Below are 11,871 nucleotides of genomic sequence, written 5' to 3' on the forward strand. Positions count from 1 at the left end.
TTAACCTCTTCTTGAGGGCCGACCCGCCGAGGGGCGTGAGCGAAGTCTCCCCGTGGCCGCTCCGTGGACCTCCCACGGACACCTCACGGTCACCCCGGCGACGGGCCGGCCCCGGTCAGGCTCAGGCGCGTCGCGCGTCGGCCATCCGCTGCTCGGCGATCCGGTCGGACGCGGCGGCCGGCGGAATCCCGTCGGCCTTCGCACGTGCGAAGATCTCCAGCGTGGTGTCGAAGATCTTCGTCGCCTTCTTCTTGCAGCGGTCGAAGTCGAAGCCGTGCAGCTCGTCGGCGACCTGGATCACGCCACCGGCGTTGACCACGTAGTCGGGCGCGTAGAGGATCCCGCGCTCCACGAGGTCCTTCTCGATGCCCGGGTGGGCGAGCTGGTTGTTGGCCGCGCCGCAGACGATGCTCGCGGTGATGAACGGGACGGTCTCCTCGTTCAGGGCGCCGCCGAGCGCGCAGGGCGCGTAGATGTCGAGACCTTCGACGCGGATCAGCGCCTCGGTGTCGGCGACGACGGTGACCTGCGGGTGCTTGTCCGTGATCCGGCGCACCGACTCCTCACGCACATCGGTGATCACGACCTCGGCGCCGTCCTCCAGGAGGTGCTCGACGAGGTAGTGGCCGACCTTGCCGACGCCCGCGACGCCGACCTTGCGGCCGCGCAGCGTCGGGTCGCCCCAGAGGGTCTGCGCGGAGGCGCGCATGCCCTGGAAGACGCCGTAGGCGGTGAGGACGGAGGAGTCCCCGGCGCCGCCGTTCTCGGGGGAGCGGCCGGTGGTCCACTTGTTCTCGCGCGCCACGACGTCCATGTCGGCGACGTAGGTGCCGACGTCGCAGGCCGTGACGTACCGGCCGCCGAGGGACGCGACGAAGCGGCCGTAGGCGAGGAGGAGCTCCTCCGTCTTGATCTTCTCCGGGTCGCCGATGATGACGGCCTTGCCGCCACCGTGGTCGAGACCGGCCATGGCGTTCTTGTACGACATGCCGCGGGCCAGGTTGAGGGCGTCGGCGATCGCCGCGGCCTCGGTGGCGTACGGGTAGAAGCGGGTGCCGCCGAGGGCGGGGCCCAGGGCGGTGGAGTGGAGGGCGATGACGGCCTTGAGGCCGGTGGCGCGGTCCTGGCAGAGCACGACTTGCTCGTGGCCACCCTGCTCCGAGTGGAACAGGGTGTGCAGTACATCAGCAGGAACGCCGGTCACATCGGTCACGGTGGTGACTCCCAAGTACGAAGCGGCGGTTGCGGACCTCCCTGTGGGTGGGGGGAGGACCAGTTCGGCAAGAGAGTAAGTCCTACCTGGGCGTAGATCGGCCGCAGTGCTCAGGATCACCCCCTCCCGGAGTACCTCCGTGGAAGGATTCGCGACATGTCGGTCGCCTCCTCGGTCCTCATCCCCTACGCGTCCTATCTGCGGGTGTACGAGCCGCTGGCCGCGTTCCCCGAGCCCGAGCGGACCCACTGGGCCCGGTACGCCCGCCTGCCGCGCACCCCGGGGGCGCAGGAGGAGCTGCGGCGCTCGCTGGCCGACCTGCTGCCGACGCCGCCGGTCCCGGTGCCGGTCCACGAGAGCGGGGAGGCCTTCGTCGCCCGGCTGGACGGGGTGGTCGTGATCTGCCCGTGGCGGACCCGGCTGCGGGGGTGGCTGGCGCTCCAGGAGCTGGCCGGCCAGTTCCCTGAGCCGGTGCTCGACGCGATGCTGCCCCCGGTCGTGCGCGTCCAGGTGGAGAGCGACTACGAGCGCTGGCTGAGCAGGAACCCGGACGCGCGTCCGTGGATCCGTACGGCGGTCTGGCAGGTGCCGTTGCGCTGGTTCGCGCTCTTCGGGGACGAGGACCGGGAGTACGAGCCGGGGGAGCGGCCGGCCGGCGCGGCCGAGGGCGCGGGAGACGCGGGCGCGGCGAGTGCAAGCGCGGCGGGTGCGGGCGCGGACGGTGAGGGGAGGGCTCCGGTGCTGCGCTACCGGACGACGATGGCGCAGGCGCGCCGCCGTCTCGCGCGGGCGCTGCGGGCCCTGCGGGAGTCGATCGACGACGGTCCGATGACGGAGGGCCTGATCGAGGTGGGGCGCTGGCTGGAGGAGTTCCATCCGCGGGCGCTCGTGGAGCTGGACTTCGGTGGTCTGGTGCACGCGGTGCCGGAGGAGTGGCTGGCGGCGGACCGGTCGGCGGCGCAGCTGGCGGAGGGGCTCGCGGCGCTGCGGGCCGGCGACGGCGAGCGGGCGAGCGAGGCGTACGGGCGGCTCGCGGAGCGCTGGCGGGTGGTCAGGGATCTTCGCTTCGCGAATTGACATCAGTCGGGCATCTTCGTCAGGTCGGTATCGACAAGACATGTCCGACGGGTGTAAATGATCTTCAAGGGTGTCCGGATACCGCCTGCCCGGTTTTGAATGCCGAGCGGTGTCGGGCCTTTCGGCACCCGCCGGGCGGGGACGTTGGTCCCGATCCGGGCCTTTGGCTCAAGCGTGACGGACAGCACGTAACGCACCCTTGCGTCCATCACCCACCCTCGTGCCAAAATAGGACAAGGAGTCCGGGGAGGGTTCCTTCCGTCCATCTATGGGCGGAACGCTCAGCATTGCACTCTATGGGGGGTCTGAGGACTCCTGATCGCTCTGTGACTGATCGTCACAGTGGCGTGACTGTCCGTTATGGCATGGTCCATCGACTTCCGCCGCTGATGAACACCTGCGAGGGCAATTCCATCGGTTTGGCCGACGTGGCTGGACGGATGGTGTAGTTGTAGTGCCGAGGACAAGCCGTTCGTCCTATAACCGACTCGGCCCGCTTCTGCCATTTCGGGCAACGCGGGTCAAGGTGCAGAATTTAGAGGAAAGAACCGAGATGGTTCGGTTCTCCCGAGGAGGCCGCTCATGACCGCTCGCACCCCTGATGCCGAGCCGCTGCTGACCCCTGCCGAGGTTGCCACGATGTTCCGCGTGGACCCGAAGACGGTGACCCGTTGGGCGAAGGCCGGGAAGCTCACGTCCATCCGCACCCTGGGTGGGCATCGCCGGTACCGCGAAGCTGAGGTTCGCGCTCTGCTGGCGGGTATTCCGCAGCAGCGCAGCGAGGCCTGAGGTCGCGCAGACACCCCGCAGTACCTGCAGTACCCCGTAACACCGGGCCTGTCCGGATCCCCCAATCCGGTCGCCCACCCCTAGCTCTGCCGACGGATTCCTGCCCCAACAGGCCTTCGTCAACGATCGCGCTGGACTCCGCCGGGTCTGGCGCGATCTTCTTTTGTGCCCGGCGCCACTCTTCGGAGGGCGGTGCAATTGCACACATTAAATCGGGCCGGTGTAGGGAGGGTGTAAGTGAAGCGGTTTCTGAAACTGCCTCAGTGACTCCCGTCACACTGGCCGACTCTTGCCAAAGAACAGCCTGCCACTTCGCGGAACGGCCTCAACCCGCCGTTGGTCATGGGTCGGTGGGACTTTCGTCCCCACTGCCGTCCGCCGGCTCCCCGGGCCCGTCCGCCGGGCGCTCCGGCTCCTGGCGCCCTTCCCCGGGCCCCTCCGGTCCTTCCCCGGGCCCCTCGGGCTCCGGGAGGTCCATGGAGAGCCGCAGGAGGCGATGGCAGACCACGCAGTGGCGGGTGAGGTGTCCGTACCGGGACGCGGCCGCCAGATGGGCGCGCAGCAGTGCTCTCGTCTCGTGCCGTGCTGCGGACGCCGCGGCCATGCGCGACCACCTCCGGTGTGGGCCCCCGTATCCCTGATGTCCGGGGTACCGGCGGGCCTGTGGCCCCGTCAAGACACGGGAACACAAAGAAAGGCCCGCATCTCACGATGCGGGCCTTTCCGGTGAGGCGACTCTGACGGGACTTGAACCCGCGACCTCCACCTTGACAGGGTGGCGAGCTAACCAACTGCTCCACAGAGCCTTGCTCGCAGCCCCTCGTAAGCGGCTGCGAGCAAGACTGTACAGCAGGTCAGGGGGTCCGGTCGAACTCACCGACGGCGACGGTCCGCTACGGGGCCGCCGCGTCGATCGCCTTCACGATCCGCTTGTCCGAGATCGGGTACGCCGTGCCCAGCGCGTGGGCGAAGTAGCTCACCCGCAGCTCCTCGATCATCCAGCGGATGTCGGTCACCTCGGACGGCACCGGACGGCCCTGGGGGAGCTGTTCGAGGAGCCAGGCGTACTCGTCGAGCATCTCCCGGACCTTCTCCATCCGGGTGGTGTCCCGCTGGACCCCGGTCGGCATCTGCTGGAGCCGCCGGTCCACCGCCACCAGATAGCGCATCAGGTCGGGCAGCCGCTTCAGGCCCGTACGGGTGACGAAGCCGGCCGGCATCAGCCAGGCCAGCTGCGTGCGCACGTCGGTCAGGTTGTCGATCAGCGCCAGGCTGTTCGTCGACTTCAGCCGGCGCTCGCACGCCTGCCAGGCCGCCAGGATCTGCTGGACCTGGCCCACCGTCCGCACGGTCGTGTCCACCAGGTCCGCGCGGACCTTGTCGTACAGCTTCCGGAACGACTCCTCGTCCCACGCGGGGCCGCCGTGCTCCGCGATCAGCTTGTCGGCCGCCGCGGTGGCACAGTCGTCGAAGAGGGCCTGGATCGAGCCGTGCGGGTTCGAGGACAGGGCCAGCTTCTGCTGGTTGGTCAGCTTGTCCGAGGCGAACTTCGCCGGGTTCACCGGGATGTTCAGCATGATCAGCTTCCGGGTGCCCCGCCACATCGCGAGCGCCTGCTCGGCCTCCGTGTCGAAGAGCCGTACGGCGACGGTCGCGCCCTCGTCCACGAGCGCCGGGTACGCCTTGACCGGCTGCCCGCCGCGCTTGGTCTCGAAGACCCTCGTGAGCGTCCCGATCGCCCAGTCCGTGAGCCCGGCGCGCTCCAGGGAGGGCCCGGAGCCGTCCGGACCCCCGGTGGCCGCCGCGGCGGCCTGGGAGAGGGCCTTGCGGGCCTTCGGGCGCAGTCGCAGCCGCAGCGTCTCCAGGTCCTTGTCCTCGGCGAGCTTCCTGCGCCGCTCGTCGACGATCCGGAACGTCACCTTGAGGTGCTCGGGGACCTTCGCCCAGTCGAAGTCGTCGGCCGTCACCGGCACGCCGACCATCCGCTGGAGCTCGCGGGCGAGCGCCCCCGCCAGCGGCTCCTGCACGGGCACGACCGCGTCGAGGAAGCGGGACGCGAAGTTCGGCGCGGGCACGTAGTGGCGGCGGATCGGCTTCGGCAGGGAGCGGATCAGCTCGGTGACGACCTCGGCGCGCAGACCGGGGATCTGCCACTCGAAGCCGTCGTCCGTCACCTGGTTCAGGACCTGGAGCGGGACGTGGACGGTCACGCCGTCGGCGTCCGCTCCGGGCTCGAACTGGTACGTCACCCGGAACTTCAGCGGACCCTGCCGCCAGGAGTCCGGGTAGTCGTCCTTGGTGACCCCGGCGGCCTTCTCGTTGATGAGCATCTCGCGCTCGAAGTCCAGGAACTCCGGCTCGTCGTGGCGCTTGTGCTTCCACCAGGAGTCGAAGTGGGCTCCGGACACGACGTGTTCGGGGACACGCTTGTCGTAGAAGTCGAAGAGCGTCTCGTCGTCGACCAGGATGTCCCGGCGCCGCGCGCGGTGTTCCAGCTCCTCGACCTCGGTGAGGAGCTTGCGGTTGTCCGCGAAGAACTTGTGGTGGGTGCGCCAGTCGCCCTCGACGAGCGCGTTCCTGATGAACAGGTCGCGGGAGACCTCCGGATCGATCCGGCCGTAGTTGACCTTGCGGTCGGCGATGATCGGGACGCCGTACAGCGTCACCTTCTCGAAGGCCATCACGGCCGCCTGGTCCTTCTCCCAGTGCGGCTCGCTGTACGTCGTCTTCACCAGGTGCTGGGCGAGCGGCTCGATCCACTCGGGCTCCACGCGCGCGTTGACCCGGGCCCAGAGGCGCGAGGTCTCCACCAGCTCGGCGGACATGACGAAGCGCGGGGGCTTCTTGAAGAGCGCGGAGCCGGGGAAGATCGCGAACTTGGCGCTGCGGGCACCCAGGTAGTCGTTCTTCGCGCCGTCCTTCACGTCCTTCATGCCGATGTGGCTGAGGAGGCCCGCGAGGAGCGAGATGTGGACGGACTGCTCCGGCGCGTCCTCCTCGTTCACATGGATGCCCAGCTGCTTCGCGACCGTCCGCAGCTGCGCGTAGATGTCCTGCCACTCGCGGATGCGCAGGAAGTTCAGGTACTCCTGCTTGCACATCCGGCGGAAGGAGCTGGAACCCCGCTCCTTCTGCTGCTCACGGACGTACCGCCAGAGGTTCAGGAAGGCGAGGAAGTCGCTCGTCTCGTCCTTGAACCGGGCGTGCTGCTGGTCGGCCTGCGCCTGCTTCTCCGCCGGCCGCTCGCGCGGGTCCTGGATGGAGAGGGCGGCCGCGATCACCATGACCTCGCGGACGCAGCCGTTCTTGTCGGCCTCCAGGACCATCCGGGCGAGCCGCGGGTCCACGGGCAGCTGGGCGAGCTTCCGGCCCTGCTGGGTGAGCCGCTTCTTCGGATCCTTCTCGGCCGGGTCGATCGCCCCCAGTTCCTGGAGGAGCTGCACGCCGTCCCGGATGTTGCGGTGGTCCGGCGGGTCGATGAAGGGGAACTTCTCGATGTCGCCGAGGCCGGCGGCGGTCATCTGGAGGATGACGGAGGCCAGGTTCGTCCGGAGGATCTCGGCGTCCGTGAACTCCGGCCGCGCGAGGAAGTCGTCCTCCGAGTACAGCCGGATGCAGATGCCGTCGGACGTGCGGCCGCAGCGGCCCTTGCGCTGGTTGGCGCTGGCCTGGCTGACCGGCTCGATCGGCAGCCGCTGCACCTTGGTCCGGTGCGAGTAGCGGGAGATGCGGGCGGTGCCCGGATCGATCACGTACTTGATGCCGGGGACGGTCAGGGACGTCTCGGCGACGTTCGTCGCGAGGACGATCCGGCGGCCGGAGTGCGCCTGGAAGACCCGGTGCTGCTCGGCGTGGCTCAGCCGGGCGTAGAGCGGGAGGACCTCGGTGCCGCGCAGCTGCCGCTTGAGCAGCGCGTCCGCGGTGTCACGGATCTCGCGCTCACCCGAGAGGAAGACCAGGACGTCGCCGGGGCCCTCGGACTGGAGCTCGTCGACGGCCTCGCAGATCGCGGTGATCTGGTCGCGGTCGCTCTCCTCCGAGTCCTCTTCGAGGAGCGGCCGGTAGCGGACCTCGACCGGGTAGGTACGGCCGGAGACCTCGACGATCGGGGCGTCGCCGAAGTGGCGGGAGAAGCGCTCCGGGTCGATGGTCGCCGAGGTGATCACGACCTTGAGGTCGGGGCGCTTCGGGAGCAGCTGTGCCAGATAGCCGAGCAGGAAGTCGATGTTGAGGGACCGCTCGTGGGCCTCGTCGATGATGATCGTGTCGTAGGCGCGCAGTTCGCGGTCCGTCTGGATCTCGGCGAGCAGGATGCCGTCCGTCATCAGCTTCACGAAGGTCGCGTCGGGGTTCACCTGGTCGGTGAAGCGGACCTTCCAGCCGACGGCCTCGCCGAGCGGGGTCCTCAGCTCCTCGGCGACCCGCTCGGCGACCGTGCGGGCGGCGATCCGGCGGGGCTGGGTGTGCCCGATCATGCCCCGGACGCCCCGGCCGAGCTCCAGGCAGATCTTCGGGATCTGGGTGGTCTTTCCCGAACCCGTCTCACCGGCGACGATCACGACCTGGTGGTCGCGTATCGCCTCCAGGATCTCGTCCTTCTTCTGCGAGACGGGTAGCTGCTCGGGATACGTGACCGCGGGCACGCGGGAGGCGCGCCCGTCGACGCGCTCCTTGGCCTTGGCCGCCTCGACGGCGATCTCGTCCAGGACGGCCGCGCGGGCCTCGGGCTTGCGGATGCGGCGGGCGCCTTCGAGACGGCGGCCGAGCCGGTGGGAGTCCCGCAGCGAGACCTCGGCCAGGACGGACTGGAGGGCGGCGAAGGAAGTAGACATACGGGATCCAGGATCGCACCTGCGGCCGAGAAGCGGCGAACCGATTTACGAGTGGCCGCCCGGGGACCGCACGAGTGGCTTCCCCGGGGCGCCCGCGGGTGCCCGGCGACGGGTGGCTTCCGGGTGCGGGGTGGTGGGGTGCGTACTATTTCGGGCACGTCGACCGGACCGGAGAGGTTTCGTATGTTCCGCACCACCCGCGTGCCGGCGGCGTTCGCCGCGCTCGTGGCGCTGGTCCTCGGACTCCTGGTGTGCGGTGCGACGTCGGCCACGCCCGCGGGGACGGCCCCGGTCGTCCTGGGCGCCGCCGTACCCGGCTGCGACCCGGGCCACCCCGTCGACGAGGGGGCCGCGGGCCCCGTCGTACCACCGCGCGCGCACGCCTTCGCGGAGCTGCTGCCGGCCCTGGCCGCCGACCGGACGCCGTGCGGCGCCCGGGAACGGGACGCGGCCGGCCGGGGCGTGTCGGCGGGACGGGAGCCACCCGCGCGCGTACCCCTGTCTCCCGTGGAGCTCTCGGTCCTGAGGGTCTAGACGGACGGCCGTCCTCCGCCGTCCCTCCTCCCTCTCTCCTCAGGAGCGCTTCCGCATGTCCAGGTCCAAGCCGATCGTCGTCGTCTCCGGGGTGGCCGTCGCCGCCGTCCTGCTCGGCGTCGTCTCGTACACCGCCACCAAGCCCGCGTCCCCCGGCACCGCCGGCTCCTCCTCCGTCGCCGAGGTCTCCGCCGACCCCTCGGCCGGCGTCTACGCCGAACTGGAGGCGTACGCCCGCCGCGACGCCTCCGACGAGCTCGCCCTCGGCCGCGCCGACGCTCCCGTCGTGCTCATCGAGTACGCCGACTTCAAGTGCGGCTACTGCGGGAAGTTCGCCCGGGACACCGAGCCCGTCCTGATCGAGAAGTACGTCGAGGAGGGCACCCTGCGCATCGAGTGGCGGAACTTCCCGATCTTCGGCGAGGAGTCCGAGGCGGTCGCCCGCGCGTCCTGGGCCGCCGGGCAGCAGGGCCGGTTCTGGGAGTTCCACAAGGCGGCCTACGCGGAGGGCGCCAAGGAGAAGGGCTTCGGCAAGGACCGGATCGCGGCCCTGGCGAAGGAGGCGGGCGTCCCCGACGCCGCCCGGTTCGCGAAGGACAGCGAGGGGGCGGCGGCCCGCGCGGCCGTGAGCGCGGACCAGGAGCAGGGCTACTCCCTCGGCGCCACTTCCACCCCGTCCTTCCTGATCAACGGCCGGCCGATCGCCGGCGCGCAGCCGCTGGAGACGTTCACGGAGACGATCGAGGCCGCTGCGAAGGCCGCCAAGGCCTCGAAGGGGCCGAAGACGGCCGAGCCGACCGACGGCGCCACGAAGCCCGGCTCGGGCTCCGCGCGGTGACCTCCGGCATCGGCTACCTCGCCGCCTTCCTCGGCGGCCTGCTCGCCCTGCTCAGCCCGTGCAGCGCCCTGCTCCTGCCGGCCTTCTTCGCGTATTCGATCGACACGCGCGCGAAGCTGGTGGCCAGGACCGGCATCCTCTACGCGGGTCTGGCGACGACCCTCGTCCCGCTCGGCGCGGCGGGCTCCTTCGCGGGCCGTCTCTTCTACGGTCACCGGGACCTGCTCGTCACCGCCGGCGGCTGGCTGATCATCGGCCTCGGCGTCCTGCAGATCCTCGGGCTGGGCTTCGCCTCCCGTCGGATCGCCGGGGCGAGCGGCCGGATCCGGCCCACCTCGGCGCTCTCCGTCTACGCCCTCGGCCTGGTCTACGGCCTCGCGGGCTTCTGCGCGGGCCCGATCCTCGGCAGCGTCCTGACGGTCGCGGCGCTGAGCGGCAGCCCGGCGTACGGGGGACTGCTCCTCGCCGTGTACGCCCTCGGCATGGCCGTTCCGCTGTTCGTGCTCGCGCTGCTCTGGGAGCGGTACGACCTGGGCCGACGGTCCTGGCTGCGCGGCCGGCCGCTCCGGGCGGGTCCCCTCACGCTCCACTCGACGTCGCTGCTCTCGGGCCTGTTCTTCGTGGCCCTCGGGACGCTCTTCCTGGTCTTCGACGGGACGACCGCGCTGCCGGGCCTGCTGTCGGTGGACGAGTCGTTCGCGGTGGAGCAGCGGGTGGCGTCGCTCGGCCGGGCGGTCCCGGACTGGGCGCTGCTCGTCGCGGTGGTGGCCGTGGTGGCGCTGGTGCTCGCGCTGCGGGCGAGGCGGGGGAGCCGTTCGGGGGAGCGCGAGGAGGTCTGACGGCACGGGGAGGGGGGCGCCGGCCCCCTCCCCGTACGGACGACTCGGTGCCGGCCGGACGTCTCGGTTCCTGCCGCTCCGGTTCTGGGAACGACGAAGGCCCCGTTCTTTCGAACGGGGCCTTCTGTTTGTGGCTGGGGCCGGGGTCGAACCGGCGACCTATCGCTTTTCAGGCGATCGCTCGTACCAACTGAGCTACCCAGCCACGAAGCCGTCTCCAGCTTCAGCGACTCTGACGGGACTTGAACCCGCGACCTCCACCTTGACAGGGTGGCGAGCTAACCAACTGCTCCACAGAGCCAAGCTTGTGCGCGATCACTAGTCTCGCACACGGTACTGCGTGCCCCCAACGGGATTCGAACCCGTGCTACCGCCTTGAAAGGGCGGCGTCCTGGGCCACTAGACGATGAGGGCTAGAGGCTCACCTGCGCACTTCTCAGTGCGTCGGGGACGTGAGAAGCATATGGGATGCCGGGCGCTATCGCCAAAACGGTTTCCGGCGGGGGGACAATGGGCGCGTGCTGGAGATGACGCGCGAGGAGTTCGAAGAGCTGGTCGCCGAGGCCTTGGACCGGATCCCGCCGGAGCTGACGCGGCTGATGGACAACGTCGCGGTGTTCGTGGAGGACGAGCCCGCCCCGGACGATCCCGACCTGCTCGGGCTCTACGAGGGGACGCCGCTGACCGAGCGTGGTGAGTGGTACGCCGGTGTGCTGCCGGACCGGATCACGATCTACCGGGGGCCGACGCTGCGGATGTGCGAGTCGCGCGAGGACGTGGTCGCGGAGACCGAGATCACGGTGGTGCACGAGATCGCCCACCACTTCGGCATCGACGACGAGCGGCTGCACGCCCTGGGCTACGGCTGAGCGGACCCCGGGCGCACGCCCGGGACCTTTCGGGCGTGTCCCTTGTGGCGCCGGGGGAGTTGGGCAGGGCAACGCGTTCCGTTCCTGCCTGTCGTGTCCTGGAGGTGCCCCCGTGCGCCATTTGCCCACCCGTGTCAGCTGGGCCGCCGCCGCGCTGGCCGTCGCGGCCTGTGCCGGTCTGAGCGGCTGTATGAGTGTGAGTGACGAGGGGGCGAAGCCGGCGCCCGGCGCGTCCGGCGGGAAGCGGGGCGTGGCGACCGAGTCCGGCGGCGGTGCGGCCGGGGAGCCCGGCGGTGACGCCGGTTCGTGGAACGGCCGGCCGGACGCCGGCGGCCCCGACGTGGCCGGTTCCGGTACGGGGTCCCCGGTGCCGAGCGGCTCCCCCTCGGGCACGGCGAAGCCCTCCCCGGGCACGGTGCTGCCGGTGGAGGGTCCGGGTGGCGCCGGCGGCCCGTCGAAGCCGCAGCCGACGGGGGGTCAGGACGGCCCGGGCGGCGGCTCGGGCGGTGCCGCGGGGGGCGGCGGCAGCGGTAGCGGTGGTGGCGGGAGCGCGGGCGGCGGCAACGGCGGCGCGGCGAACGGCGGCGGCGCCGGCGGTCCGGGCGGCGGGGGCACGCCCACCCCGGAACCGACCGCGGAGCCGACACCCGAACCGACGCCCGAACCGACCGCGGAGCCGACTCCCGAGCCGACCCCGGAACCGACCTCCCATCCGACCGACCCCCCGACACCCGGAGCCGACACCCAGATGGGTGCGCTGCGTGCGGCGGACGGACCGGGAGCACCCCCGGAGCCGGTGGCGTCTCCGCAGGTCGGACCGGTGTGAGGGAGTCCGATTTGCCATAGGTGGGGGAGGGTGCGTATGGTGGTAGATCGTTTG

The 11,871-nt window shown here is 70.8% G+C and carries 11 protein-coding genes and 4 tRNA genes; 7 read left to right on the forward strand and 8 right to left on the reverse strand.

Going from position 1 to position 11,871, the window contains the following annotated elements:
* Positions 1-121: 121 nt before the first annotated feature.
* Positions 122-1,213, reverse strand: a complete 1,092-nt coding sequence (locus ACIP84_RS13750; protein ID WP_266967439.1) for a Glu/Leu/Phe/Val dehydrogenase dimerization domain-containing protein — start codon at positions 1,211-1,213, stop codon at positions 122-124.
* A gap of 156 nt (positions 1,214-1,369) precedes the next feature.
* Here ACIP84_RS13750 and ACIP84_RS13755 point away from each other — a divergent pair, with 156 nt between their 5' ends.
* A complete protein-coding gene (locus tag ACIP84_RS13755) occupies positions 1,370-2,290 on the forward strand; it encodes a hypothetical protein (protein WP_401797949.1) in 921 nt (306 codons plus the stop codon).
* 2 nt (positions 2,291-2,292) lie between these two features.
* On the opposite strand, the gene ACIP84_RS13760 is transcribed toward ACIP84_RS13755, so the two are convergent.
* Entirely contained in the window at positions 2,293-2,487 is a 195-nt protein-coding gene (locus ACIP84_RS13760) for a hypothetical protein (RefSeq protein ID WP_401797950.1), read from the reverse strand.
* 385 nt (positions 2,488-2,872) lie between these two features.
* Here ACIP84_RS13760 and bldC point away from each other — a divergent pair, with 385 nt between their 5' ends.
* On the forward strand, positions 2,873-3,079 hold the full coding sequence (gene bldC, locus ACIP84_RS13765) for a developmental transcriptional regulator BldC (protein ID WP_003949541.1): 207 nt from the start codon (positions 2,873-2,875) through the stop codon (positions 3,077-3,079).
* 340 nt (positions 3,080-3,419) lie between these two features.
* Here bldC and ACIP84_RS13770 read toward each other — a convergent pair whose 3' ends face one another.
* The 3 genes from ACIP84_RS13770 to hrpA all read right to left on the reverse strand — a co-directional run bounded on the left by ACIP84_RS13770 (position 3,420) and on the right by hrpA (position 7,911).
* Positions 3,420-3,683: a DUF6274 family protein gene (locus tag ACIP84_RS13770; protein WP_355968961.1), complete on the reverse strand. Its 264-nt coding sequence runs from the start codon at positions 3,681-3,683 to the stop codon at positions 3,420-3,422.
* Positions 3,684-3,811: 128 nt separating this feature from the next.
* A tRNA-Asp gene (locus tag ACIP84_RS13775) sits at positions 3,812-3,885 on the reverse strand.
* Between the two features lie 87 nt (positions 3,886-3,972).
* Entirely contained in the window at positions 3,973-7,911 is a 3,939-nt protein-coding gene (gene hrpA, locus ACIP84_RS13780; RefSeq protein ID WP_401797951.1) for an ATP-dependent RNA helicase HrpA, read from the reverse strand.
* Between the two features lie 183 nt (positions 7,912-8,094).
* Here hrpA and ACIP84_RS13785 point away from each other — a divergent pair, with 183 nt between their 5' ends.
* Genes ACIP84_RS13785 through ACIP84_RS13795 form a run of 3 tightly spaced genes read left to right on the forward strand, consistent with a single transcriptional unit; the run spans position 8,095 to position 10,122 of the window.
* Positions 8,095-8,445 (forward strand): hypothetical protein, encoded by a 351-nt coding sequence (locus ACIP84_RS13785; protein ID WP_401797952.1) that lies wholly within the window; start codon positions 8,095-8,097, stop codon positions 8,443-8,445.
* Positions 8,446-8,500: 55 nt separating this feature from the next.
* Positions 8,501-9,283, forward strand: a complete 783-nt coding sequence (locus ACIP84_RS13790) for a DsbA family protein (RefSeq protein WP_401797953.1) — start codon at positions 8,501-8,503, stop codon at positions 9,281-9,283.
* A complete protein-coding gene (locus ACIP84_RS13795; protein WP_355968951.1) occupies positions 9,280-10,122 on the forward strand; it encodes a cytochrome c biogenesis CcdA family protein in 843 nt (280 codons plus the stop codon). Before ACIP84_RS13790 ends, ACIP84_RS13795 begins: the two co-directional genes overlap by 4 nt.
* A 131-nt stretch (positions 10,123-10,253) precedes the next feature.
* Here ACIP84_RS13795 and ACIP84_RS13800 read toward each other — a convergent pair.
* The 3 genes from ACIP84_RS13800 to ACIP84_RS13810 all read right to left on the reverse strand — a co-directional run bounded on the left by ACIP84_RS13800 (position 10,254) and on the right by ACIP84_RS13810 (position 10,536).
* Positions 10,254-10,327, reverse strand: a tRNA-Phe gene (locus tag ACIP84_RS13800).
* A 22-nt stretch (positions 10,328-10,349) separates the two neighbouring features.
* Positions 10,350-10,423, reverse strand: a tRNA-Asp gene (locus ACIP84_RS13805).
* A 40-nt stretch (positions 10,424-10,463) separates the two neighbouring features.
* A tRNA-Glu gene (locus ACIP84_RS13810) sits at positions 10,464-10,536 on the reverse strand.
* 104 nt (positions 10,537-10,640) lie between these two features.
* Between ACIP84_RS13810 and ACIP84_RS13815 the strand changes: the two genes are divergently transcribed.
* A complete protein-coding gene (locus ACIP84_RS13815) occupies positions 10,641-10,991 on the forward strand; it encodes a metallopeptidase family protein (protein WP_187622110.1) in 351 nt (116 codons plus the stop codon).
* A 112-nt stretch (positions 10,992-11,103) separates the two neighbouring features.
* Positions 11,104-11,817, forward strand: a complete 714-nt coding sequence (locus ACIP84_RS13820) for a hypothetical protein (RefSeq protein WP_401797954.1) — start codon at positions 11,104-11,106, stop codon at positions 11,815-11,817.
* The last annotated feature ends 54 nt before the right edge of the window (positions 11,818-11,871 follow it).

Source organism: Streptomyces sp. NPDC088707, from assembly GCF_044752725.1.
Taxonomy (GTDB): domain Bacteria; phylum Actinomycetota; class Actinomycetes; order Streptomycetales; family Streptomycetaceae; genus Streptomyces.

Bases quoted from the DNA above. Each gene is read 5' to 3' on its own strand.
- ACIP84_RS13785 (WP_401797952.1), top strand. From the start codon at position 8,095: ATGTTCCGCACCACCCGCGTGCCGGCGGCGTTCGCCGCGCTCGTGGCG.
- ACIP84_RS13790 (WP_401797953.1), top strand. From the start codon at position 8,501: ATGTCCAGGTCCAAGCCGATCGTCGTCGTCTCCGGGGTGGCCGTCGCC.
- bldC (WP_003949541.1), top strand. From the start codon at position 2,873: ATGACCGCTCGCACCCCTGATGCCGAGCCGCTGCTGACCCCTGCCGAG.
- hrpA (WP_401797951.1), bottom strand. From the start codon at position 7,911: ATGTCTACTTCCTTCGCCGCCCTCCAGTCCGTCCTGGCCGAGGTCTCG.
- ACIP84_RS13770 (WP_355968961.1), bottom strand. From the start codon at position 3,683: ATGGCCGCGGCGTCCGCAGCACGGCACGAGACGAGAGCACTGCTGCGC.
- ACIP84_RS13755 (WP_401797949.1), top strand. From the start codon at position 1,370: ATGTCGGTCGCCTCCTCGGTCCTCATCCCCTACGCGTCCTATCTGCGG.